Origin of the sequence: uncultured Coprobacter sp. (assembly GCF_947855755.1) — a bacterium.
Taxonomy (GTDB): domain Bacteria; phylum Bacteroidota; class Bacteroidia; order Bacteroidales; family Coprobacteraceae; genus Coprobacter.
Map to the genome: position 1 here is coordinate 71,483 of NZ_CANUAR010000004.1, position 24,445 is coordinate 95,927.

Genomic DNA, 24,445 nt, shown 5'->3' on the forward strand with positions numbered 1-24,445 from the left:
ATAAAAAGAGTATTTTGTCTTTCTTTTAATTGCAGGATTTAATAAAACTTTGCATGTGATTTTGTTACATTCTTCTTATATTTGATGCATAATTTGATATTTGAATATTTAATGAATTTGAGAAATTGTATATATATTATTGTCTTATTGGGTGTAATAGAATCTTTTTGTTGTGAACCTCTTTTTGCTAAACGGAAAAAAGATAAAATAGAAGAGGTAGAACCGAGTGCTGAGGAATTGTTCGTTAAAAATAATTTTGAAGAAAAAAGGTGTGCCGAATGGACTAAAGGACGACGATTTATTTATGTTAGCGATGACCTTTCTCTTTTATTAAAGCCGGAACAGGATACAGTTCCGATGCATGTCTCTTTTAAAAATAAGATTTTCACATTCGAAGGTATGATTGAAAAGTCTATACTCGGACAGGCGCAGTATGCTGTATTGATTTTTGATTGTGAGGGGATAAAATACCAGTATAGAACCGAAAAGACTATAAAAGAGATAAAGGATAGCGATTATAAACCTTTACTGCCGGACATGGTTGCTGAAGAGGATGTACTGAAAGCCCAGAAAATGTTGATAGGAAAGACTTTATATATCAAAACATCTATTTGGTATGATGAGAGTGGTCTGGAAATAGGAGGTCATAAATTCGTCCCGGTGGTGATCAAAGATATATTACCCGGAGATAAGGTATTACCGATAAAATTTGTTTTTGAGGATAATGCAGGAAAAACAGCAAATGTATTGGGTACTTTATTCCCAGAAACATTAGCAACGCAATATACGACATTTGACAGACTTTTTAGTTTTGAGAACCCAAGACGTCAGTATAAAACGATCTCTGACGTAAATTGGGATCTTATAACTAAGTCCAAAGTAATGAAAGGAATGACAAAGGATGAGTGTCGTTTGTCATTAGGTCGGCCTAGTGATGTGAGAAGAATACCGACTTATGGGGGATTGAAAGAACAATGGTTTTATAATACAGGGAGTTATCTGTTTTTTGAAGATGGGATTTTAACGGACTTCAGATTATAAATTTTTGAAATACATATTATGATAACAATAGAAGAGAATAAATCTCTGCAACAATTACATACTTTTCATTTATCTGTTTCATCCCGATGGTTTATCGAATATCAATCGGTAAAAGAGCTGATAGACTTATTAAAAACGGATTTATTGAGGGAGAATCCATTTTTGCAAATCGGAGGAGGTAGTAATTTATTGTTTATGTCCGATTACGAAGGTGTAATATTACATTCAAAAATAAGATTCATCGAAGTAGTATCGGAAACTTCTGAATATGTAACTGTAAAAGCCGGTTCAGGAGTGGTTTGGGACGATTTTGTTAAATATTCGGTAAGTAATGGATGGGGTGGAGCAGAAAACTTATCATTAATTCCCGGAGAAGTCGGAGCAAGTGCCGTTCAGAATATCGGAGCTTATGGTGTTGAAGTGAAAGATATTATTTTGCAAGTAGAAGCGATTGATGTTGCAACAGGCAAAGAACGGACTTTTACGACAGCAGAGTGTATGTATGGATATAGAGACAGCATATTCAAGAAAGAACTAAAAGGTAAATATATTATAACGTCGGTGGTGTATTTGCTTCGAAAAAATCCGGTTTATCATCTTGATTATGGAAATCTTCGTCATGCTATCGGCAATAAGAGTATTAATTTGCAAACAATAAGGGATACCGTAATAGAGATTCGAAAATCGAAACTTCCCGATCCTGATGATTATGGAAATGCCGGTAGCTTTTTTATGAATCCGGTCATTCCTGTTTCTCAATATGATCTATTAAAAGAAAAATATCCGGAAATGCCGTTTTATCCGGTTGATACTCAATTTGTAAAAGTCCCGGCAGCATGGCTTATCGATAAAGCCGGGTGGAAAAGTAAAATGTTGGGAGGAGCAGCAGTACATGATAAACAGTGTTTAGTATTAATAAATAAAAATAATGCTGTAGCAAAGGATATTATAGATTTGGCTCAAAATATAGTTGATTCTGTAAAATCTCTTTATGGAATAACAATTAAACCTGAAGTAAATTATATATAGTTTCTGCCGGAATATTATGCAAATTAAATTTTTAGGAACAGGGACATCGACCGGAGTACCTGAAATTGCATGCCATTGTGAAGTTTGTTCTTCGAACGATCCGAGAGACCGAAGATTAAGGACATCGGCGTTGTTTACAATAAAGGGTAAAAATATTTTAATAGATTGTGGTCCGGATTTTCGGCAACAGATGTTATGCAGTCATACAGAAAAGATCGATGCGGTTTTATTAACCCATGTACATTATGATCATACGAGTGGTTTGGATGAGTTGCGAGTCTTTTGTAAAGAGCATTCTGTGGATGTCTTTTTAGAGCCTTGGGTTGCAGATGCGATAAGGGCAAGAATACCTTATTGTTTTGTCGAACATCCTTATCCGGGTGTTGCAAGTCTTAATCTAAATGAGATTGGCACAGATCCGTTTTGCGTACAGGATATCTCTGTAATACCGATTCGAGTAATGCATTATAAGCTTCCCATATTGGGTTATCGGATTGAAGATGTAGCTTATATTACGGATATGTTATACATCTCAGAAGAAGAGATAAAGAAAATAGAGAGTGCTAAAATATTAATTATAAATGCTTTACGACATACAGAGCATATATCTCATCAATCATTAGAAATGGCGTTGCATCTCGTAAAACGTGTAAAGCCCCAAAGGACTTATCTTATTCACATGAGCCATCATATGGGATTACATGAAGTGGAATCGAAAAAACTACCTGAGAATGTATATTTTGCTCATGACGGATTACTAATCGACACGGAATATATATAAACGGACAACTAATTTATAACTTCAGTTGTTTTATTAGAGTAATTCAATTCTAAAGAGTTTTTTTATGAAAAAGACAACTGAACCGAACGTGGAGATAGGTACAACTGCTGCTCCTGAGATGTTTTATATTAAAATCTTGGCAGACGGACCATATTTGGTATACGGAAATCCTCCTATTGATCAAGAGATTATTATGCCGAATGAAGACGGAGCTTCTTGGGTTTATAAAAAAGGACGTCATTACAAGACAGAAGGTGAATATACGGCACTTTGTCGTTGTGGTGAATCTTGTAAAAAACCTTTTTGCGATGGTTCTCACACTAAAGCGGACTGGAATCCGGAAGAAACAAGTGACAAGCGTCCTTTATTAGAAGATGCCGAATTGTTCGAAGGTCCGGCAATGGTGTTGGCCGATAATGAGAAATATTGTGCTTTCGCTCGTTTTTGTGATGCATACGGTCGTATCTGGAATATTGTACAGACTGCGGAAACTCAAGATGAAATAGACCTTGTCAAACATGAGGCTGGCCATTGTCCAGCTGGACGCTTGGTTGTATGGGATAAAAGAACGAAAAAAGTTTTTGAACCGTCGTTTGATCCTTCAATTGGGATTATAGAGGATCCCGGAATCAAGGTAAGTGGTCCTATATGGGTGAAAGGTGGGATTCGTGTTGAGAGTGCTGACGGAAGTAGCTATGAGATTCGAAATAGAGTTACTTTGTGCCGTTGCGGTCAATCTTCCAATAAACCTTTTTGTGACGGGACTCACGCTTCTATGCATTTTAGAGATAATTTGCCTTTAGAAGTCGGTAAAGAAGAATGGTAGTTCTATTTTCAAGTATGTTTTTCCGTTCCGGACTACGAGACGTGTAGAGAAGGATAAAACAACTCTAAATTAGGGATATAAGAACTTATTAAAGTTTTGTTGGGGTCAGTTTTGAGAATCCTCTTTCGAGGATATTTTTCTGTTTTTGCAAAGATGATAACGGACTATCTGATGATTAAAAACGAGGAAAAAGACCGAAAGAAAATGCAAAAATGATCTGATAATATTTTCTTATTGGAAAATAAAATTAAGACTGGCTCTAGAAATCTGAGTATATATTTTTACTCAATTTAGGCCAGTTCTTATTTATAAAACAGATTTTCGACCAATGGAATCAACAAAGATGTCATAATTCCCATCAGTCCTATTGCAAGTCCGCTAATAGCTCCTTCTACCGCACCGAGTTCTATTGCCTTAGCTGTACCTAAACCATGCGCAGCCGCGCCAAGAGCAAGACCTTTAGCAACCCGGCTTTTTATATGCAATTTACGAAGAATAAATGGCCCGATAATTCCACCCAATATACCGCATATAACGACAGTAATAGCTGTTAATGACGGAATTCCTCCACTTTTTGCAGAAAGGCTTAATGCTATGGGAGTAGTAACGGATTTAGGCTCTAATGAGACAATGACACTATGTTCTACTCCCATTAATTTGCAAATCCAAATTACGCTTACGATCCCTACTAAACTTCCGACAATAATAGAAGAAGTGATGGATAGAACTTTTCCTTTCAAATATCCGATTTGTTCGTATAAGACATACCCCAATGCTACGACAGAAGGTCCTAACATAAAATGGATCATGTAACTGCCTTTGGAAAAAGTCTCATAATCGATTCCTGCCCATTTTAAGACCCCTATAATAACCGCTATGCTGATAATAATGGGATGAAGAAGTGCAATTTTACTTTTGGTATAAATATATGTTCCTGATAAATAACTTGCTAATACAAGGAATAATAAAAATGGGGTAGATGATAATATCTCGTTCATACGAATTACTGTTTATAGCTTTTTTTCCAATTTATCTTGCATATATCCGACAACAGCGATGATAACAGCTGTCGTAACGACAGATACGATTAATAGTGCTGCCCAATAGCGTGAAATGAGATCGAAAGACGCCATAAGTCCGACTCCTGCCGGGACAAAAAAAAGTGCCATATTCTGTGTCAATGCATTTGATACACCTCTTACATCTCGAGGTTTTACCAATTTCAACAAAAGAGATAAGAATAACAGAACCATTCCGCAAACACTGCCCGGAACAATTCCATTAATTAAAAAACTTAAGCATTCTCCTAAAAAATAGAATAACATAATAATAGATGCACCTTTAACCATAATTCTTATATATAATAAAGTCCGTCTTTAACCTGAACAAACTGTTCATCACATAAAAAACGTAATGTCTCGACTATTTTTTCCTGTGAAAAAGGAATACGCTCTATAATTGTGTCGAGACTACATTTATCAGCCTGCAATAGTTTGTAGATTTCTTTTTCTATCCGGGAGAAATCTCCGGTGGTTAACTCCCCGCATTTTTGTTGTAAACAAATATCGCATAATCCGCATACTCTGTTAAATGTCTCGCCAAAATAGTTTAATAAGATTTGAGTTCTGCACTTTTTATCGTGAAGTACATATTCCAACATACTATGAATACGATGAGAAAAACGTTCTTTGCGTTCTTCATAAACATTTCTGGGTATTGATAAATACTTCAGATCTTCTCGAGGTGCAGTATATATAATAAAAGGGGTTCTTTTTTGCGGTATATAGTGTAAAATATGCTGTTTTGAAAAATAGATTAAGTTTTCGTACACCTCTTGAGAAGAGAACCCGCTTCGTTTTGACAAGAGATCTTCCTGAATAAAAACGTAATCGGCGAATAAACCTGTATAAGAGCGGAGTAAACATTGTAATAGTTCTTCTTTTCCAGAATCGTCCGTTTGCAATTTGTACAATTCATCACGTTGTACGGTTATCATTACTCTCGACAGAGATTCTATTTCTTCCGTAAACTCTATATATTGAGCTTGTTCTAATATTTTTAGTGCGTTAAATGTCGGTAATATGGGAAATTTAAACGTTTTGCAGAATGTATTTAAATTGAAATCAAAAACAGAATTCATTCCCGATCCGACTGCTACTTGCAAAAAGTTTCCTAATGCTTCATATACACGGGCTATAAATTCTCGTTCGGGAAACATATCACGGATTCTTTTTTCTAATTTTACTTTATCGGCATTTGCATATAGAATGACTGCGTATGCCTGAAGTCCGTCTCTTCCTGCGCGTCCGGCTTCTTGATAGTATTCTTCTGGAGAGTTAGGTAAATCCAAATGAATAACGAGCCGCACATCCGGTTTGTCAATACCCATTCCGAAAGCATTTGTAGCAACGATTACTCGACAACGATCTTCTTTCCATGCCTGTTGTTTTTGGTTTTTATCTTCTGATTTCAAACCTGCATGATAAAAATCAGCATTGATTTTGAATCGTCTTAATTCTTCCGAAATCTCTTTCGTTTTTTGTCTACTACGGACATAAATTATGGCACTTCCCGGAACACGGTTGAGGATATGTATTAATTGTTGAATTTTATTTTCTCCATAGCGTACTACATAAGAAAGATTGGGACGGAAAAAACTTTTTTGAAAGATTTTTCCTTTTTTGAAATGGAGTTTTTCCTGTATATCTTCTACGACTTTGGGAGTTGCAGTTGCAGTCAGGGCTAATACAGGAACTTCAGGAAACAGAGTCCTTATGCCGGCAATTCTTATATATGAAGGTCTGAAATCGTATCCCCATTGAGAGATACAATGGGCTTCATCTACTACTAATAGAGAGACTTTCATTGCCTTTACTTTGGATAGGAAAAGATCGTTTGAAAGACGTTCTGGAGAGACGTATAAAAATTTATATTTACCGAATATGCAATTTTCTAATGTAACAATCGTTTCATGACGAGTTAATCCGGAATATAGATAAATCGCTTTTATATCTCTGGCTCTAAGATTATCCACTTGATCTTTCATTAAAGCGATCAGGGGTGTTATAACCAAACAAATTCCATCCATGGCTAAGGCCGGAACTTGAAATGTTAAGGATTTTCCTCCTCCTGTCGGCATCAAACCCAAGGTATCGTTTCCTGTTAGTACGGAATTGATAATGTCTTCCTGTAAAGGTCTGAATGTATCATATCCCCAATATCGTTTTAATATTTCATAGATGTTTTGTCCCATACCTATATTCGAGGTTGCAAAATTACAAATTGTAACGGCATATTTTTCTTTTTGACGATTATTTTGTACATAATAAAACCGGCTTCGAATATATATTATCGAAACCGGTTGAAAATTTTCAATTTTATATGTTATATTATCGAGTTTGAGAATATTCAATGAAGTTATATATCAATTTTTTAGCCACATCAGAAGATCCAGAAGACTGATTTAGATTCGGCATAATATCTAATGTAGAGAAGATTATTTTACCTTTGCCGCAAGGGATGATTCCGACTGCTGTTCCAAGATTAAAACCATGGCTACGATAAACTCCGGCAACCAATTCTTCTCCTTCGAGTTTTAGTCCTAACCTGTGATCTCCGTCATGAACTAATGCTTGATAAGGCCAGCTCATACCGACATTGCCCGGCAGATCTTTAAATAGGGGATGTGCTTTTACAAAATGAACTCCGCCGACCCAATTTCTGCCCATTGCAAAATTACCTTTATTTTTAAGATTGGTATATTTAGAGATGACATCCATCCATGTTTCCGCTGATTCTAACAAGATAAGGGTAGTTCCGTCATTTTTGCAGCGATCTATTAATGATTTAGGATCGAGTGTGGCATTCCCCGGCGTGGACCACTGTAATTGAATCGTTCCGGTTTGTTTTTGTTGTCGGTATTCTACTTGAATATTTATAGCTTTTCCAGCTTCAAGAGTAACAGGACGTTGGTAAGCATACATTTTTTTATTACCCCATTCATCTATTACCCGTTGTCCATTAATAGAAAGGCGTAGGCCTCCGTCTGTATTGACCGCTATAAGATATTGTCCGGAAACAGGAGGTACGAGTTTCCCTTTCCATATTGCAGAAAACGGTTGATTTGCTGATACAGAGGCATCTGGTTGTGCACCGTCTGCGAATTGGAAATCAATGTGCGTGTCTGTGCGAGTTCCGGCTGCTTCTCTTAAATCATCGTCTTTAAAGAAGGTTGCTGCAATTCCCGGTCTATTATCATTTGTTATGTACACTTCTGGTTGTATTTTTTGTGGAGCATCTAATGGAGGACGTGTAATGACAACCCAGTCCAATTTACCTGCATTTTCAGAGAAGTCGGAAAGTATATTTCCGGTTTCTTGTTTATAAAAACTTACAAATGTATTCTTTGTGTCATTTTTATAGATAGCTCCAGTACCCGATAATTTTTGAGAATTCCAGTTTACTCCTAATACCTGATCTTTTCCAGAGGCTTGTTTTTCTTTATTTAGATCATATAAAGTTGCTTCTATTGAAAACATTCCGGATTGATTGTTTAAAGGAAGTTGCATATTTCCGATTAGTAGTTCTCCGAATGTTTCTCCTCCCGAAAGTTGAACATTTTTATTTTCTTGATATATGTTTTTACCATTCGGGTCTTTTACATTGATAGATAAGATGTATTTTCCTTTCAGATTTTTTTCATTAACGATATAAAAATCTACCGGAACGGGATTTGGAGTATGTATAATTTGTTTTCTCGGACTGATTGCCACATAAAGCGGTTGGTTATAATATGCTAAAATTTTAGAGTCTCCTTTTGCATTCCTATAAAGGTCCACTACACCGGAATGGTTGTCATAGGGCATAGATTCCCATCCGTTAATTACGTAGCAGTCGCCTAAGTTCTGCATTCTCATACCTTGAATTCTACGACCTTGGTGTTCGAATGATATGTCTCCCATTTTTTCGGTGAGCATATCGACTGATTTGAAATATGGTTCTAAATTTTTATCTGAGAAAAATTTACAGAATTCTTTGTATTGTTTTTGCCAGAATTTCCCGTCCCAGCCGGTTTTCCCGGTTTTAGAGAGATAATCGTCTATTTCTTTAATACGAGGAGGTGTAGAAATTGCAGCCTCTTCTCCACGCATATATATTTCAGTATTATTATCGGTGTACATAAGATTGTCAGTCGGTGATTTATAAAAATCTTCTCTCCAAGTTTCCGGTCCTCCGGCTCTATGGTTATCGAACCAGCCGCTCATGTATAGTTTTGTATCGAACGGACGGAAATGGGCTTTTGAATCTTCTAAAGCATCTCTTTTGTTAGCCCATCCCGATGTAAATGTAATTGTTCGGCTCGGATCAATGGCATGTGCATCCCGCATATCCTCGAATCGTTTTGCTACCAATTCTTTATCTTTAGATAAACGACCTCCGAATTCATTAATCATATTATAAATAACCAGACTGGGATGACTTCTGTCTCGCTTGATCATACGGAATACTTTTTCACGTAAGATAGTCCGGATAAAAGGATCATGAGTACCCGAATGAAAAGAACCAGGTTCTTCATAATATAATAACCCCATTTCGTCAGCTTTATCCAATACAACAGGAGTTCCTATGTTTCTATGAAAGTTCAACATATTGAGACCTAACTGTTTTGCTGTAGTTATTTGTTTTTCGGCCATTTCTGGAGTTGCAATTAACCCTGTTACCGGCCAATATCCCCACGAAATAGCACTTCTCAACATAACACGACGACCATTGAGTTTCAATACAGCTTCTTCTCCGATATTCTCTGGTGCGAACCATCGAAACCCGAAAGTCCGTTCATCATTGTCTTTGTTGGAAAGAGATACTTTACTTACATATAAATTAGGGGATTCTATATCCCAAATTTTTGCATTTGGAGCATCTATTTCTATTGTTATTCTACTATCCCCTTGGGGAATTTGATGATTTTTTATTTGCTTTGAAAATAATTTTATTGACGGGTTATTTTTTTCAACGATATCAAGGTTGATATTTTGCTTAAGTTTCTTATCCGTCAGATTTCGTATAGAGATAATTGCATTTACTTTTGTCTTTTGCGGTGTATTTTGCATGTAAATGTCAGATATATATACCGGATTTAATGCTTTCAAGTTCACATCTCCAAGTATGCCTCCAAAACCGCGTCCCGGTGGGATCAAATATTTTCCCCAATTCATGACGTCGAAATCTTGCCAATGAAAATTTCCTCCGGGATTGGTAACACGAACGGCAAGAAGTTGTTTTTCTCCCGGACGTATAGCTTTGGTCACATTTGCTTCGAATGGGGTTTCTCCGACAATATCATATGCCACAAGCTGCCCGTCAAGATAAACTTCGGCTCTCATTCTTACAGCTCCGAACTCTAAAATAAATGTTGCATCTTTCAGGTCTTTGGGAACATCGAGAGTTCTAAACCACCAGCTAACACCGGAAAAATCGGTAGGCTGAGGCCAGTCCGATACGGTCATATATTCTTCGACAGTGCCCGGTACACTTACCTTTTTTGCGGTGTTTGTATTTAATGATTCCCATCCTCCGGTGGGCGGGTTAACCGGTAGCTTAGACAGATCTGATACTTCTGTCGGCAGATATAACCGGTCATTGTTCCAGCCAGCAGGAGAATTTGCCGATAATGTTGATAATCTCGCCACTTCGCTTGGCAGGTAAAGTTTGTCATTTTTCCACTCAGCTTTCGTATCACGCCATAGGTACCATTCCGACCCAGATAGAGGAATAATAACACGAGATTGATTTCTTGTGGATGCAATCCCTAAAAGAGTATTGAGCAGGAGAAAATAGCTCAATAAATAAATTTTTTTCATGTTTATTCTGATTTTTAGATAAAGTTTCTATGTTACAAAATAAGGGTTCTCCTATTAATATTTTATCGAGATATGTATTAAAAGGCACATAATATCCTATTAAAAATTATATTATTCGGTAATATGAACTGTTTACTGACAAAAATGTTATTAATATCCAGAGTCGAGAAGTGTAAAAGCTGTCAGTATTATTTTTAAGTTAATTATAGTCGCTGTCTTTTTGGCAGATTTTTAGTAAAAAATATATTTGGCATAAAATTAGCTATAAGATTATTGCTTCTCAAACGATGAATGGGGAGCGGAAAGATAATTATTAACAACTAAAATATAATAACAATGAACATTAGACCTTTAGCAGACAGAGTTTTGATTAAACCAGCGCCTGCAGAAGAAAAAACCGTTGGTGGTATTATTATTCCTGATTCAGCGAAAGAAAAACCTTTGAAAGGCGAAGTTATCGCTGTCGGTAACGGTACTAAAGATGAAGAAATGGTTGTTAAACCGGGTGATCATGTTTTATATGGCAAATATGCCGGTACGGAGATCGAACTGGATAATGACAAATTCCTCATTATGCGTCAGTCTGACATTTTAGCTATTCTCTAATTAAAATTGTTTCATTTTAAGAAATCAAATCATGGCAAAAGAAATTAAATTCAATATCGATGCCCGCGATGAATTGAAAAAGGGTGTTGACGCTTTGGCGAATGCGGTAAAAGTAACTTTAGGCCCGAAAGGTCGTAATGTAATTATTGAAAAAAAATTCGGTGCTCCCCATATCACTAAAGACGGTGTATCAGTAGCTAAGGAAATCGAGTTGGAAGATTCATTTCAAAATATGGGAGCTCAGTTGGTGAAAGAGGTAGCATCAAAAACCGGAGATGATGCAGGTGACGGTACTACTACTGCAACAGTTTTAGCTCAATCTATTGTTAATGTAGGGTTGAAAAATGTAACAGCAGGAGCTAATCCCATGGATTTGAAACGAGGAATAGATAAAGCTGTTGCTAAAGTTGTAGAAAGTATTAAAGCTCAATCAGAGGAAGTGGGTGATGATTTCGAAAAGATCGAATCGGTAGCTCGTATTTCTGCTAATAATGACAGCGAAATCGGTCAGTTGATTGCAGAAGCGATGAAAAAAGTAAAAAAAGAAGGTGTAATTACGGTCGAAGAGGCTAAAGGTACTGATACTACGGTAGAAATCGTAGAAGGTATGCAGTTTGATCGTGGATATATTTCTCCATATTTTGTAACGAATACAGAAAAAATGGAGTGTGAAATGGAAAATCCTTATATCCTGATTTTTGATAAGAAAATTTCTTCTTTAAAAGAAATGCTGCCTATTCTGGAAGCAACTGCACAATCGGGACGTCCTTTATTAATCATTGCCGAAGATGTTGATAGTGAGGCTCTTGCAACTTTAGTTGTAAATCGTTTACGTGGTTCTTTGAAGATATGTGCCGTTAAAGCTCCGGGATTTGGAGATCGTCGTAAAGAAATGCTTGAAGATATTGCTGTATTGACCGGTGGTGTTGTTATATCTGAAGAAAAAGGTTTAAAACTGGACGGTGCGACGATCGATATGTTAGGTCGTGCGGAAAAAGTAACAGTTGATAAAGAAAATACTACTATTGTAAACGGTTTGGGAAATAAAGATGCTATCGCTTCTCGGGTAGCTCAGATCAAGGCTCAGATCGAAAAAACAACTTCGGATTATGATCGGGAAAAACTACAAGAACGTTTGGCAAAACTTGCGGGCGGTGTTGCTGTTTTATATATCGGTGCGGCTTCAGAAGTTGAAATGAAAGAGAAAAAAGACCGTGTAGATGATGCTTTAAGCGCAACTCGGGCTGCAATTGCTGAAGGTATTGTTCCTGGTGGTGGTGTCGCTTATATCCGCGCAATTCCTTCTCTTGAAGGTCTGAAAGGCGATAATGATGATGAAACTACAGGTATTGAGATCATTAAACGGGCTATTGAAGAACCGCTTCGCCAGATTGTCGATAATGCCGGTGTAGAAGGAGCTGTTGTCGTTCAGAAGGTAAAAGACGGTAAAGGAGATTTCGGATATAATGCTCGTACGAACACGTATGAAAATTTCTTTGCTGCAGGTGTTATTGACCCAGCTAAGGTTACACGTGTAGCTCTTGAAAATGCAGCATCGATTGCCGGAATGTTCTTAACTACAGAATGTGTTATTGCAGATAAGAAGGAAGAAAATCCAGCACCTATGCCAGCTCCGGGAATGGGCGGAATGGGAGGTATGATGTAATCCTTGCTTAGAATATAATATCTGAATAGACCAGGCCAAGAAATAAATTTCTTGGCCTGTCTTATTATTTTTAAGAGTCTGTTTTTTTACACACGCTTTGAAAGAATAGAAATAATTAAAGCAAATTACTTGCCAGTTCGGAAAGACGGCTTCTTTCTCCTTTAATTAAGTTTACATGACCAAATAACGTTTGTCCTTGCATCTTATCTATCATATAAACTAACCCGTTAGATTGAGAGTCTAAATAGGGTGAATCGATCTGTTGTATATCTCCAGTAAATACCATTTTTGTCCCTTCTCCGGCTCGGGTTATAATGGTTTTTATTTCATGAGGAGTTAAGTTTTGAGCTTCGTCGATAATACAAAATGTCTCGGAAAGACTTCGTCCTCGTATATAAGCCAAAGCCTCGATAACCAATGTTCCTTTTTCCTGCATATCTTGTAAAACTCTGTAATCGCTGCTTTCAAGAGAAAATTGATGTTTAATGACATTTAAATTATCGAATAGAGGCTGCATGTAAGGAGCTATTTTTTGTTTTTCATCTCCGGGTAAATATCCCAAATCTTTATTAGCCAAAGCTACAATAGGACGAGCTAATAAAATTTGTTTATACAATTTGTTTTGTCGTAAAGCTCCGGCTAAAGCTAATAGCGTTTTCCCAGTTCCGGCTTTTCCCGTTAAAGCTAAGAGTTTGACTTCAGGATCATTTAGTAAATCAAAAGCAAAGGTTTGTTCTGCATTACGTGGTTCTATGCCGAAATTCTTTTCTTTAACAACTTTACGGACTTTACCGCTTTCGGAAACATAGCGGGCAAGGACAGAAGAAGTTCCACTTTCTAAAACGAAACATTCGTTCGACTTAAACGGTTCATTCGATATTTCTGTGGCCGGAATACCATCTTTAGATTTATAAATAGTATCGATAATTTCTGGAGAGACGTTGTCCAATACCCTATGCTCTGATTCGAAAATATCGATATTTTTGACTTTATCATTGATATAGTCTTCAGTTTCAATACCTATAGCACGGGCTTTCATCCGTAAATTTATGTCTTTAGTTACCAGAATAGTCTTTTTGTCAGGGTGATTTTCTCTTACTATCAATGTTGCTGCCAGGATAAGATGATCAGGTTTCTTTTCTGGAAATACCGATTTTACTTTTTCAGGATATGTACTATTGACAACGATGGACAATCGTCCTAAATCAGGGCCTAATAATGCGCCTTCTGTAAACAAATGATTATCTGTAATCTCGTCTAACTCTCGAACAAATTCTCGAGCATTGAAATTAATTTGGTCGTTTCCTTTTTTGAATTTGTCTAATTCTTCTAAAACAACTATGGGAATGAAAATGTCATTATCTTGAAAATTAAACAAGCATTTGTAATCGTGCAGAATAACATTCGTATCTAACACAAAATTTTTTTTGGCACTCATAATAGCATGTTTTAATAGTTAATATTTTGAATAAAGACATTTTGTCTTTCTCAAATATAATCATTCATTTAGAAAAAAACTTTCTTTTTGGATTAAAATAGCTTAACACTATTGTGAAACCAGCTTTTGGAACAGAAAATGTGAAATAAGGAAAAGTTTATGTATGTTTGTGCCGGATTATATCGGAAAATATGAAAAGAATAGGATTATTATCTGATACACATGCTTATTGGGATGAGAGATATATTAAATATTTTTCAGAATGTGATGAAATATGGCATGCCGGAGATATAGGATCTATGGAAATTGTCGATAAGTTTCAATCATTTAAACCGTTCCGTGCAGTTTACGGTAATATTGACGGACAAGATATACGTGCTGTGTTTCCGAAACATCTTCGTTTTATTGTAGAAGGTGCAGATATATGGATGACTCATATTGGCGGATATCCCGGAAAGTATGACAGAGAAGTTATCCCCGAAATTTATAGAAATCCTCCGGATTTATTTATATCCGGACATTCTCACATACTAAAGGTTTTATATGATAAAACTTTAAAGCTTTTACATATAAATCCGGGAGCTGCCGGTAAATATGGTTTCCATAAGAAGAGGACATTGGTACGTTTCACGATTGATAATAAAATGTTTAAAGATTTGGAGGTGATAGAATTAGGAGAAAAATAATTTATTTTTTCATACATGTCAGATAGATGAAGTCTATATCATAAGCAAATTCTTTTTTTATTTTCGGAGAAATTTGATTATAAATTTTTTGCAAGATCTCTTGTATATCGATAAACGATAGAGCAAAGGTTTGAATATTTACATTGTTTTGTATGATTGTATTTTCACCGGTTTTCAGAATAAAGTCTATTTCTTTGCTATATTTATCGAATGTTTTGTCAATACCGTTTTCCTTTATATTCAGTATTATTTTATCGATATTCCGAATTATATCGTCTAAAACGAAGTCATGGACTTTTACTTGATTTTCTATTTCTTGAGATGTGGAGAGGTTGTTTTTTATATTTTCTAAATTGTTAATAAGGTCGGTCAATGGTAATTTTTCAGGATTATAACCCCAAAATATATTAATAAAACCATTCGGAGATGAATTCGGAGGAAACGTATCATGCTCAATTCTCTGTAAATAAACACAAATTTCTTTGAAGCCTAAACCAAGAAATTCATTACTGCAATTTTGGTCAATTGTCGCTTGTTCCGGGTGTTGCTGTTGATATGAAATAGAGAAATATTTATTCATATTAGGTTTCTGTATATGCTTAATAACAAAAACTATAAAAAAAAGTTTTTCTAATTTATGTGAACACTTTTTATTATAAAGCTGTTTTATGTTTTAAATTCAATAAATGAGTGTATTTTTGCCTAAATAACGGAGGATGATATGGGATTAAAACGTTTCGGAGTTTCTTTGGATGAAAATTTATTAGAGTCTCTTGATTTATTTGTTGTTAATAACGGTTTTACAAATAGGTCTCAGGCAATTAGATTTTTGGTTGAAAAAAATATTGCGGAGACTAAATGGCTATGTAATCATGTTGTAGCCGGAACAATCATTATTATGTATGATCAGAGTAAGAAAGATATTTCTGTAAGAATTGAGGAAATACAACAAGCATATCAGCAGGTTATTTTGTCATCTTCTCAATATTACCTCAATAGTAATTTTTGCCTTCATATTGCAACGGTAACCGGAGAAGCTTATAAGTTGACCGAACTTTCGGACAGGCTGATCGCAATAAAGGGGATAAAACATGGAAAGCTTGTTATGAGCAGGGCTGATTAATTTTTTTTGAATTTATGGTAACACGATAATAAGAAAACGTGTCACTCAAGTAATAAAACTAAAAAGGATAAAGATGAAAAAAGGTATTCGACACATTTATTCAGTTGTATTTTTATTTTGTATTGTTTTTTCTACTCATGCAGGACCGTCGGTAAAAGATACGTTGGATATACAAGAAGTTGTTGTCACTGCGACAAAAACGAAAGTGAACAAAAACAATACTCCTTTGTCTGTTTCTATAGTCACTCGTCAAGAGATTGAGCGTAGTAGTGAGTCTGCTTTACTTCCGGTCTTATCTCAAAGAGTACCCGGATTATTTGTCACTCAGCGGGGAATTACCGGTTTCGGAGTATCTACGGGATCAGCCGGAACGGTAAATATAAGAGGTGTGGGAAGCGGTAATAAAGTGCTTATGCTATTTGACGGGCAACCTCAATGGGCAGGGATTTATGGACATAGTCTTCCTGACACTTATGTTGCATCTGATGTGGATAAAGTAGAGGTGATACGCGGGCCGGGATCGCTTCTATACGGATCTAATGCAATGGGAGGGGTTGTGAATATAATCACCCGAAGTCAACATGAAGAAGGAGTCAGTACTCATGCGAGAGCGATGTACGGTTCTTATAATACCCAGAAATACATGATCAATAATGGCGTGAGGTCGGGAAAATTTAACAGTTTTATTTCCCTGAATCATGATCGTACGGATGGACATCGCAATAATTCGAAATTTAATATTACGAACGGATTCATAAAAATCGGCTATGATATTTCTTCTCATTATAGTGTTGTCGGAGATATTAGTGCTGCATATTACGATTTAAGGAATCCCGGAAAGGATACCGAGCCGTTATTAGACGGTTGGATGCATATATGGCGTGGAATCGCATCTGTGGGAGTTGAAAACAAATATCAGAAATATTCCGGAGCAATAAGGGCTTTTTATAGTTGGGGAAATCATAAAATTAACGATGGCCATGAAGCGGATGAAGCGGCAAAAGATTATTTGTTTCATTCAACAGACTTCAATTACGGTGTACAGGCGTATGAATCATTTTTTATTATTCCGAACAATCAATTTACATTAGGAGTTGATTATAAGAATTGGGGTGGAAACGCGTGGAATGCATTTTTTTCAGGAGAAAGAAAAGACATTATTGCAGATAAAAGCGTACATGAATTGGCCGGATATGCGATAATGCAACAAGAATTCTGGAATCAATTCACTCTAAATGCAGGAGTTCGCTACGAACATAACAGCACATACGGTAGTGAATGGGTACCGCAGGCAGGATTTACATGGAGACCTTTTTTCGGAAATTCTATTAAAGCTTCTTTTTCGAAGGGGTTTCGTAGTCCTAATATGCGAGAACTTTATATTACATTCGGACCTGGAAATAAAGCGAATGCAGATTTGAATCCAGAGAGCATGTTGAATTACGAGGTGTCTATCGGACAATATTTTTGGAACAATCGGATACATGCAGAAGTAACGGCATTTTATATCGATGGAAAAAATATGATTCAAGTTGATCCACAGTCAGGGCAGCTTGAGAATGTCGGAAAGTTTTATAATAAGGGTATTGAATTGGATGCAGATATTCAGGTTTTACGAAATCTGCGCTTTTCTACAAATTATAGCTTTTTACACACCAACAAGGAGATTGTTGCTGCTCCTAAACATAAATGGTTTTTAGAAGGCTTATATACGTGGAAAAATTTGAGTGTAACATTAAATATGCAGTCGATATTCGGTTTATATGTCAGTAATTTAATGAAGAGCGAAGATTATACTCTTCTGAATGGACGTATTGCCTATAAAATAGGAGATAAAAAACAGAATATTATGTTGTTTATAAAAGGAGAAAATTTGACAAATACGAAATATACCATTAATGACGGATATCCGATGCCGGGTGCTATAGCAATGGGAGGATTCGATTTTAAATTTTAAATTTTTACCGAAACTAAGGATCAAGAGGCTGTCTCAAAATAAACTTGAGATGGCCTCTGTTGTTTCATTTCCAATTGAAGTCATTTGTATTTTCCCAAAAGAGAAGTTTACAAACTTAGTTTTGAAGGTTTCATCCTTTCAAACTGCTTTTTTCGTAGCCATAAGCCACCTAAGAGGCTGCTTTTGCAAGATTGTGTGCTATGGCCAGCAGGCCGAACTCAATTTCAACTTTCTTTAGCCCACGAAGATGGAACCTCTTGAAGTGCTTGTTGTTCTTGAGGTTTCCAAATACAGCCTCCACATCCTGCGGCCGCTGACTGCGATATTTCAGACTTTCATCAGAGATCAGCTTTTCACGTTCCCTTTCCCTGATTTTCCTCAGACGGTGGTTTACCTGTACAATCCTTTCCGAGCGGCCGCTGTGGCACCGGCATCTTAGCGGGCAGCCCTTACAGTTACGTGCCCTGTATCGTGATATGGTCTGCACAAAACCGTTGTCTGTTACCCGCCTTGCATCGGAGAGTCTTTCCATTCTCTGCCCCATCGGACAGTACATGCCATCGGTCTCTTCATTATAATAAAAGTTGGCGGACAGAAACGGATCGTTCCGGAAGTTCCTCTTCTGTTCCTTATGAAAACAATTGTACTTTATAAAGGTTTCAATGCCATGTCTGAAGGCGTACAGATAGTTCTCCTCGCTTCCGTATCCGGCATCACAGACAGATACAGCGGGGTATCTGCCGTAAAGGGAATGGAAGTCCTCCATATGCAGGGGATAGGTGGAGGTATCACCGGCACATGGATGGAGGGTATAGTTCAGAATGAACTGTCTGTTGGTACTGATCTGCGGGTTATATCCGGGCTTGAGTTGCCCGTTCTTCATGTGGTCCTCTTTCATCCGCATGAACGTGGCGTCAGGGTCTGTCTTGGAGTAGCTGTTGCGCCCGTCAAGAATCTTCCCTTGGGATTCATATTTCTTCAGCTGTTCAGGCCATGACTTCCTTACACGCCGTACCTTGGCTTTCACTTTCCTGTCAGCATCCGTACCCTCCAGAGCTTCATGTATCCACTCCAGTGCCTTTTCCACTTTTTCCGGGGTGATATCCTGATATGTGAGGGGAGCGGAATCACGCAGTTCCTGCTTGGTGACGGACTCGGCGTACTGCCATATCTCCTCAAGCTGCTCCGCGATTCTGGATATGCGGGTATGTATGGACTTGCCCCAGACAAAAGTGTAACGGTTGGCGTTCGCCTCCATTTTTGTTCCATCAGTGAAAGCCACATCCAGACTTACAAAACCTTCCGACACGAGGATCTTTACAATGGTGGCAAATATTGTCTTCAGCACATCCTTCAGCCGGCTGCTGCGGAAACGGTTGATGGTGTTATGATCAGGAGTCAGGTTGCCGGTAAGCCACATGAAGCGGATGTCATTGCGACAGAACTCCTCTATGCGGCGGCTGGAATAGATATTACGCAGATAGGCATAGACAAGAATCTCAAGCATCATGCGCGGGTGGTACGCAGAACAGCCTTTGGGGGAATACTTACGGTAAAGTTCTTCAAGGTTTATCTGCTCAATGATACGGTGAACAACCCTGACCGGATCGTTTTGGGGAATAAAATCGCCTAAACACGGAGGTAAAAGCAGATTATCGTTGGATGTGTAACTTTTAAACATTATCTTTGGGATATCTTACTTGATTCCCTAAGATACAAAAAATTAGGGAGACGGGCAAGTTCCGGCTGAGCGAAGTTTGGGCTTGCCCGATTTTTTTGCAGGTACAAAAAAGGCCATCTCAAACTTTATTTGAGACAGCCTCTTTTTAATTAATTGATTATTTTTGTACATTTAAATGAATCTTTAGAGTGATGTACCGAATTATATTATTTATGACTGGCATTGGCTTTATTTTAGGCGGGTGCAGTAGTAATATTCCGGACTCTTATGAATTGAACGGAGAAGTTTATAATCCCCGATTTAATGGAAAGATTATATATCTTTCTAAAGTGGACGGAAATGAGCTTACGAACATAGATAGTACATTAGTAGAGGAAAATAAGTTCTATTTAAAGGGCGTTCAAGATGCTCCGACAGTTTGTTATTTACGTTTTAGGGAAGATCTTTTGTTACCGGAATATGTGCCGGTAACGTTTATATTAGAAAATGGAACGATAAATGTTCAAATTACAAAATCAGATTCTAAAGCGACAGGAACAGCATTGAATGATTCTCTTTTTTCATTTCAAAGGTCTATGGACAGGTATGGAAAGCAGCTTACTCGTATAGAAATACAATATAAAAAAATGATAGCTGACAGTACGATAAATAAAGAGACCGAGAAGCAAATATACGAAGAGTATAACTCTGAGGAAAAAGCAAATCTGGAATTTATTAAGAAGGTTATAGGGCAGAATCTGAATAATATATTAGGCGCTTATATTTTTAATTTAAACCGGAATAGATTAACGGATAAAGATATTGAAAATATTTTGCAAAAAGCCGGATCTACATTTAAAAATCAACCGGATATAAGAGTTATTTCCGAAAGAATCAGACGATTGAATAATGTAGCTATAGGAAAAATGTTTAAAAATTTTGATTCTCAAGATGTTCGAGGAAGAAAAAAATCTTTATCTGAATATGCCGGACGAGGAAAATTTTTGATTGTAGCTTTTTGGGCATCTATATCTCCATCAAGCCGAATAGAAATGAAAAATCTAATAGAGATACATAAAAAATATAAATATAAAGGTATTGATATTGTTGGAGTGTCTTTAGACACAGATTCTTTATCTTGGATAGAAAATATAGAACAACATAATTTAGCTTGTCCACATTTATCAGATCTTAAAGGGTGGGAGAGTGATGCCGCCAAAGCTTACGAAATTAATAAAATACCTTATATCCTCCTGTTAAATCCGGATGGAAGTATTGCCGCAAAAGAAACAGATTCTAATCGTTTGAAAGAAAAATTAAAAGAATTATTTGATTGATTCTGGGCTTATTAAATAATTCTGTTATTGTGCTTCTAAGAGTATAAATTTTACTCGGATCAGGTTTGAGATTTTCTTTCGAGGATGTTTGGTTGTTTTTACGAGGAAGATAGCGAACTATCTGACGAGAGAAAACGGGAAAAAGATCGGAAGAAAACACAAAGATGACCTGATAATACTTTTTTGTTGGAAAATTTAGACAGGCCTTTAGTTTTAAGGAAATTCTCTCATTCAAATTTAATCGATTTTGCCGGTCGTATGAGAGAGACCAGGTAAGAAGGGCCGATAAGCATTAACAAAGAAATCACCAGGCAGCTGATATTCAGAATGAGTATATATCCAAAATTCAATTCGATAGGAACTGCCGGAATATAATACACATCAGGATCTAATTTGATAAGTTTGAAATGAGCTTGTAGCAGGCATAATAGTATCCCTATTATATTACCCCATATCATTCCTTTTCCGACTAAGAAGGTCGAAATATAAATAAAGACTTTACGGATAGAATAATTGGTTGCCCCTAAGGCTTTTAATATGCCGATCATGTTAGTTCGTTCCAAAATAATAATTAATAAGCCCGAAATCATCGTAAAACCGGCAACAATAGCCATTAAAATAAGAATTACCCATACATTCATGTCCAGCAAATCCAGCCAATTGAATAACTGCGGGTTCAATTCTCGGACAGAACGAACAAAATAGTGTTCCCCATATCGGTCTGTACAATTCATTAAATCGAAATAGAGATTTTCGGTTATTTCATCTAATTTTGAAAAATCTCGTAATTTCACTTCAATACCACTAAATTGGTCAGTTTCCCATCTATTAAGTTTTTGAACATGACGAACATCTCCGATAATAAAGAGTTTATCGTATTCGGTAAAATTGGTCTGATATATTCCTGTTATCTTAAATTTTCTGGCTCTGATGTTATCTTCTATAAAATAACAAAGTATTTGATCTCCGGCTTCTAAATGTAGTTTGTTTGCAATATAATGTGATATTAATATTTCATTTGAAATGGCCGAGTCGGAGAGGTGAGGAGGGACGCCTACCAAAAGATTCTTTTCAAAAAAAGACCAATCATAATTTTTATCTACACCCTTAAGTGCTATCCCTAAAAATTCATTATCGGTCTTTAATATACCCGGCTTAGTAGCGAAATTTTCAATGTATAAAATTTCAGGATTTTGTCTTAATGCGGTTTGTAAACTATCGGAAACGCCGATAGGCAATGTTTCAAAAGATGAATTATTTGAAAAACCGCTGATTTGGATATGTGAGCTGAACCCTATTACTTTACCGCTGACCTCATGTTTAAAACCTATGACAATAGCTACAGATACAATCATTATGGCCAATCCTAAGGCTACACCCAAGGTTGCTATACGAATAGCCGGAGGAGAAACTTTTTTTCTTCCGTCTTTATTGAAATGTATTTTTTTTGCTATAAATAGCTCTAAATTCATATAGTTCTACCAGGATAAGCTTCCAATGCTTTACTTAATACAATCAAAGCATTCGCTAAATCTTCTTTTTTCAAGACATACGCTAACCGAACTTCATTTTTACCTAATCCCGGAGTCGTATAAAATCCAGATCCAGGAGCCATAAACACGGTTTGCCCTTCATACTCAAAATGTTCAAGACACCAAGCGCAAAATTTATCCGCATCATCGACCGGTAACTTTGCCATTGTATAAAATGCACCCATAGGAATCGGAGAATAACAACCGGGAATACGATTAATCCCGTCTATAAGAAATTTACGACGTTCTACATATTCGTTATATGTATCCAACAAATAGTCTGACGGAGCACCAAGAGATGCTTCGGCAATTAATTGTCCGATAAGGGGGGGACTTAAACGTGCCTGACAAAACTTCATTACGTTCTTTTTCAGCTCTTTATGTTTGGTTATTAAAGCACCTATACGAATTCCGCATTCGCTATATCGTTTTGATACAGAATCAATCAATACGACATGATCTTCGATTCCCTTCAAATGAAAAGCAGAAATATAAGGTGCTCCGGTATAGCAAAATTCTCTATATACTTCATCGGAAAAGAGAAATAAATCATATTTTTTTACCAAATCTCTTATTTGATTCATCTCTTTTTGTGTATATAAATAACCTGTCGGATTATTAGGGTTACAAATCAGTATTCCTCGAGTTCGTTCTGTAATCAAGGCTTCAAATTTATCTACTGCAGGTAATGCAAAACCTTCCTCTATAGAAGAGGGAAGGGTTTTTATTGTCGCCCCCGCTGAAATCGCAAATGCCATATAGTTTGCATACGCAGGTTCGGGAACAATTATTTCATCTCCCGGATCAAGGCAAGCTAAAAAAGAGAACAAAACCGCTTCTGAACCTCCTGTAGTAATGATAATATCATCGGCATTTACCTGAATATTAAATTTGGCATAGTATTCGACGAGTTTCTCACGGAAGCTGAGAATTCCTTCGCTTGGGCTGTATTCTAAAATTTTACGATCTAAATGCCGTGCGGCATCCAACCCTATTTCCGGAGTCGGTAAATCCGGTTGTCCTATATTTAAATGATATACTTTTATTCCTTTTTGTTTAGCTTTATTTGCTAACGGAACTAATTTTCGAATTGGGGAGGCGGGCATTATTTCACCGCGGTTAGATATTTTCGGCATACTTTAGTAGTATAATCTCGTATATTCTATAATTTATCGTTTTATTCTCGCTACAAATTTATTATTCTTTGTGTTATTAAGCAAACAAATGCAGAGGATAATGCGGCAAATTGACGTTTCACAATAAATCTTTCAAACAATTCAGCAATAAGTATTGGCATTATTATTATTTTTGTGTCCACTTAACGAAGAGGAAAAATAATGTTTAAGAATATCGTATCCAATTTGTTCGCTTTGGTCGTTGCCCCAAGTAAAGCGTGGCAGAACATATCTTCTAAGGAAGAAAGTCCGACAGCTTTTTTAAACGGATATTTATATCCGATTATGGGAATTACGGCTCTTTCGGTTTTTGTAAATTTGTTCAGTGACCAATTTACATTAGAAAAAGCGCTAAAACTGATGACAATCGATTTTGTCAAGTTTTTCATAGGATTTTATATTGCATCTTTTTTGATAGACGAATTATTACAGAAATTTTTTGATAGAGAAAAAAATCCCAAACAAGTACAATTATTTGTCGGTTACACTTTAAGTGTCTATATGTTGATAACGATTTTTCTTAATTTGTTTATGGGGATGTTTTCTTTTTTACGATTTGCACCTCTGTACATCATTTATGTTATATGGGAGGGATCTAAGTACTATATGGATATCAACGAAAATAAGCGTTTGATATTTGTCGTTTTATCATCGCTGATTCTTATATTTTCTCCGGATATTATTGAACGGTTTATGTTCATTTTGATGCCGGGATTAGGAAACTAAAT

General features: G+C 36.5%; 20 protein-coding genes. 11 read left to right on the forward strand and 9 right to left on the reverse strand.

The features are described 5' to 3' along the window. Nucleotides 1-117 precede the first annotated feature (117 nt). The 4 genes from Q0093_RS03930 to Q0093_RS03945 all read left to right on the forward strand — a co-directional run bounded on the left by Q0093_RS03930 (nucleotide 118) and on the right by Q0093_RS03945 (nucleotide 3,677). Nucleotides 118-1,041, forward strand: a complete 924-nt coding sequence (locus Q0093_RS03930) for a hypothetical protein (RefSeq protein WP_297928514.1) — start codon at nucleotides 118-120, stop codon at nucleotides 1,039-1,041. An 18-nt stretch (nucleotides 1,042-1,059) separates the two neighbouring features. Then, entirely contained in the window at nucleotides 1,060-2,070 is a 1,011-nt protein-coding gene (murB, locus tag Q0093_RS03935) for a UDP-N-acetylmuramate dehydrogenase (protein ID WP_297928515.1), read from the forward strand. A gap of 16 nt (nucleotides 2,071-2,086) precedes the next feature. Beyond that, nucleotides 2,087-2,851, forward strand: coding sequence for an MBL fold metallo-hydrolase (locus Q0093_RS03940; protein WP_297928516.1), 765 nt, complete (start codon nucleotides 2,087-2,089; stop codon nucleotides 2,849-2,851). Nucleotides 2,852-2,915: 64 nt separating this feature from the next. After that, nucleotides 2,916-3,677: a CDGSH iron-sulfur domain-containing protein gene (locus Q0093_RS03945; RefSeq protein ID WP_297928517.1), complete on the forward strand. Its 762-nt coding sequence runs from the start codon at nucleotides 2,916-2,918 to the stop codon at nucleotides 3,675-3,677. Between the two features lie 302 nt (nucleotides 3,678-3,979). On the opposite strand, the gene Q0093_RS03950 is transcribed toward Q0093_RS03945, so the two are convergent. The 4 genes from Q0093_RS03950 to Q0093_RS03965 form a co-directional block, all read right to left on the reverse strand. After that, nucleotides 3,980-4,675, reverse strand: a complete 696-nt coding sequence (locus Q0093_RS03950) for an LrgB family protein (RefSeq protein WP_294177493.1) — start codon at nucleotides 4,673-4,675, stop codon at nucleotides 3,980-3,982. A 12-nt stretch (nucleotides 4,676-4,687) separates the two neighbouring features. Next, complete coding sequence (locus Q0093_RS03955; protein WP_294177492.1) at nucleotides 4,688-5,026, reverse strand: CidA/LrgA family protein; 339 nt, start codon at nucleotides 5,024-5,026, stop codon at nucleotides 4,688-4,690. A 5-nt stretch (nucleotides 5,027-5,031) separates the two neighbouring features. Continuing rightward, complete coding sequence (locus tag Q0093_RS03960) at nucleotides 5,032-6,930, reverse strand: ATP-dependent DNA helicase RecQ (RefSeq protein WP_297928518.1); 1,899 nt, start codon at nucleotides 6,928-6,930, stop codon at nucleotides 5,032-5,034. A 136-nt stretch (nucleotides 6,931-7,066) separates the two neighbouring features. Beyond that, the gene (locus Q0093_RS03965) at nucleotides 7,067-10,537 is read right to left on the reverse strand and encodes a PA14 domain-containing protein (RefSeq protein WP_297928519.1); all 3,471 of its coding nucleotides are present in this window, start codon (nucleotides 10,535-10,537) and stop codon (nucleotides 7,067-7,069) included. Nucleotides 10,538-10,873: 336 nt separating this feature from the next. On the opposite strand from Q0093_RS03965, the gene Q0093_RS03970 reads away from it, so the two are divergent. Both Q0093_RS03970 and groL read left to right on the forward strand, forming a co-directional pair. After that, complete coding sequence (locus Q0093_RS03970) at nucleotides 10,874-11,143, forward strand: co-chaperone GroES (RefSeq protein WP_122337526.1); 270 nt, start codon at nucleotides 10,874-10,876, stop codon at nucleotides 11,141-11,143. A gap of 31 nt (nucleotides 11,144-11,174) precedes the next feature. Beyond that, a complete protein-coding gene (gene groL, locus Q0093_RS03975) occupies nucleotides 11,175-12,809 on the forward strand; it encodes a chaperonin GroEL (protein ID WP_297928520.1) in 1,635 nt (544 codons plus the stop codon). Nucleotides 12,810-12,924: 115 nt separating this feature from the next. Here groL and Q0093_RS03980 read toward each other — a convergent pair whose 3' ends face one another. Continuing rightward, nucleotides 12,925-14,247, reverse strand: coding sequence for a PhoH family protein (locus Q0093_RS03980; RefSeq protein WP_297928521.1), 1,323 nt, complete (start codon nucleotides 14,245-14,247; stop codon nucleotides 12,925-12,927). A 191-nt stretch (nucleotides 14,248-14,438) separates the two neighbouring features. Between Q0093_RS03980 and Q0093_RS03985 the strand changes: the two genes are divergently transcribed. Next, nucleotides 14,439-14,933: a metallophosphoesterase family protein gene (locus Q0093_RS03985; protein WP_297928522.1), complete on the forward strand. Its 495-nt coding sequence runs from the start codon at nucleotides 14,439-14,441 to the stop codon at nucleotides 14,931-14,933. Nucleotide 14,934: 1 nt separating this feature from the next. Here the strand turns inward: Q0093_RS03985 and Q0093_RS03990 are convergent, their stop codons facing one another. Continuing rightward, a complete protein-coding gene (locus tag Q0093_RS03990; protein WP_297928523.1) occupies nucleotides 14,935-15,513 on the reverse strand; it encodes a hypothetical protein in 579 nt (192 codons plus the stop codon). A gap of 141 nt (nucleotides 15,514-15,654) precedes the next feature. On the opposite strand from Q0093_RS03990, the gene nikR reads away from it, so the two are divergent. Together nikR and Q0093_RS04000 are read left to right on the forward strand one after the other, a co-directional pair. Then, nucleotides 15,655-16,056, forward strand: coding sequence for a nickel-responsive transcriptional regulator NikR (nikR, locus tag Q0093_RS03995; RefSeq protein WP_297928524.1), 402 nt, complete (start codon nucleotides 15,655-15,657; stop codon nucleotides 16,054-16,056). A 73-nt stretch (nucleotides 16,057-16,129) separates the two neighbouring features. Further along, nucleotides 16,130-18,013, forward strand: a complete 1,884-nt coding sequence (locus Q0093_RS04000) for a TonB-dependent receptor (RefSeq protein ID WP_297928525.1) — start codon at nucleotides 16,130-16,132, stop codon at nucleotides 18,011-18,013. Nucleotides 18,014-18,182: 169 nt separating this feature from the next. Here Q0093_RS04000 and Q0093_RS04005 read toward each other — a convergent pair whose 3' ends face one another. Further along, nucleotides 18,183-19,694: an IS1182 family transposase gene (locus tag Q0093_RS04005; RefSeq protein WP_297928526.1), complete on the reverse strand. Its 1,512-nt coding sequence runs from the start codon at nucleotides 19,692-19,694 to the stop codon at nucleotides 18,183-18,185. Between the two features lie 212 nt (nucleotides 19,695-19,906). Between Q0093_RS04005 and Q0093_RS04010 the strand changes: the two genes are divergently transcribed. Continuing rightward, a complete protein-coding gene (locus Q0093_RS04010; protein WP_297928527.1) occupies nucleotides 19,907-21,010 on the forward strand; it encodes a TlpA disulfide reductase family protein in 1,104 nt (367 codons plus the stop codon). 227 nt (nucleotides 21,011-21,237) lie between these two features. Here Q0093_RS04010 and Q0093_RS04015 read toward each other — a convergent pair whose 3' ends face one another. Both Q0093_RS04015 and Q0093_RS04020 read right to left on the reverse strand, forming a co-directional pair. Next, nucleotides 21,238-22,482, reverse strand: coding sequence for an FtsX-like permease family protein (locus Q0093_RS04015; RefSeq protein WP_297928528.1), 1,245 nt, complete (start codon nucleotides 22,480-22,482; stop codon nucleotides 21,238-21,240). Beyond that, nucleotides 22,479-23,678, reverse strand: coding sequence for a pyridoxal phosphate-dependent aminotransferase (locus Q0093_RS04020; protein ID WP_297928529.1), 1,200 nt, complete (start codon nucleotides 23,676-23,678; stop codon nucleotides 22,479-22,481). The genes Q0093_RS04015 and Q0093_RS04020 overlap by 4 nt, the downstream gene beginning before the upstream one ends. Nucleotides 23,679-23,879: 201 nt before the next feature. On the opposite strand from Q0093_RS04020, the gene Q0093_RS04025 reads away from it, so the two are divergent. Continuing rightward, a complete protein-coding gene (locus tag Q0093_RS04025; protein ID WP_294177481.1) occupies nucleotides 23,880-24,443 on the forward strand; it encodes a YIP1 family protein in 564 nt (187 codons plus the stop codon). The last annotated feature ends 2 nt before the right edge of the window (nucleotides 24,444-24,445 follow it).

What these genes read in the sequence shown, in the direction of transcription:
- murB (WP_297928515.1), top strand. Translation starts at nt 1,060, where the DNA reads ATGATAACAATAGAAGAGAATAAATCTCTGCAACAATTACATACTTTT.
- Q0093_RS03940 (WP_297928516.1), top strand. Translation starts at nt 2,087, where the DNA reads ATGCAAATTAAATTTTTAGGAACAGGGACATCGACCGGAGTACCTGAA.
- Q0093_RS03945 (WP_297928517.1), top strand. Translation starts at nt 2,916, where the DNA reads ATGAAAAAGACAACTGAACCGAACGTGGAGATAGGTACAACTGCTGCT.
- Q0093_RS03950 (WP_294177493.1), bottom strand. Translation starts at nt 4,675, where the DNA reads ATGAACGAGATATTATCATCTACCCCATTTTTATTATTCCTTGTATTA.
- Q0093_RS03955 (WP_294177492.1), bottom strand. Translation starts at nt 5,026, where the DNA reads ATGGTTAAAGGTGCATCTATTATTATGTTATTCTATTTTTTAGGAGAA.
- Q0093_RS03960 (WP_297928518.1), bottom strand. Translation starts at nt 6,930, where the DNA reads ATGGGACAAAACATCTATGAAATATTAAAACGATATTGGGGATATGAT.
- Q0093_RS03965 (WP_297928519.1), bottom strand. Translation starts at nt 10,537, where the DNA reads ATGAAAAAAATTTATTTATTGAGCTATTTTCTCCTGCTCAATACTCTT.
- Q0093_RS03970 (WP_122337526.1), top strand. Translation starts at nt 10,874, where the DNA reads ATGAACATTAGACCTTTAGCAGACAGAGTTTTGATTAAACCAGCGCCT.
- groL (WP_297928520.1), top strand. Translation starts at nt 11,175, where the DNA reads ATGGCAAAAGAAATTAAATTCAATATCGATGCCCGCGATGAATTGAAA.
- Q0093_RS03980 (WP_297928521.1), bottom strand. Translation starts at nt 14,247, where the DNA reads ATGAGTGCCAAAAAAAATTTTGTGTTAGATACGAATGTTATTCTGCAC.
- Q0093_RS03985 (WP_297928522.1), top strand. Translation starts at nt 14,439, where the DNA reads ATGAAAAGAATAGGATTATTATCTGATACACATGCTTATTGGGATGAG.
- Q0093_RS03990 (WP_297928523.1), bottom strand. Translation starts at nt 15,513, where the DNA reads ATGAATAAATATTTCTCTATTTCATATCAACAGCAACACCCGGAACAA.
- nikR (WP_297928524.1), top strand. Translation starts at nt 15,655, where the DNA reads ATGGGATTAAAACGTTTCGGAGTTTCTTTGGATGAAAATTTATTAGAG.
- Q0093_RS04000 (WP_297928525.1), top strand. Translation starts at nt 16,130, where the DNA reads ATGAAAAAAGGTATTCGACACATTTATTCAGTTGTATTTTTATTTTGT.
- Q0093_RS04005 (WP_297928526.1), bottom strand. Translation starts at nt 19,694, where the DNA reads ATGTTTAAAAGTTACACATCCAACGATAATCTGCTTTTACCTCCGTGT.
- Q0093_RS04010 (WP_297928527.1), top strand. Translation starts at nt 19,907, where the DNA reads ATGACTGGCATTGGCTTTATTTTAGGCGGGTGCAGTAGTAATATTCCG.
- Q0093_RS04015 (WP_297928528.1), bottom strand. Translation starts at nt 22,482, where the DNA reads ATGAATTTAGAGCTATTTATAGCAAAAAAAATACATTTCAATAAAGAC.
- Q0093_RS04020 (WP_297928529.1), bottom strand. Translation starts at nt 23,678, where the DNA reads ATGCCGAAAATATCTAACCGCGGTGAAATAATGCCCGCCTCCCCAATT.
- Q0093_RS04025 (WP_294177481.1), top strand. Translation starts at nt 23,880, where the DNA reads ATGTTTAAGAATATCGTATCCAATTTGTTCGCTTTGGTCGTTGCCCCA.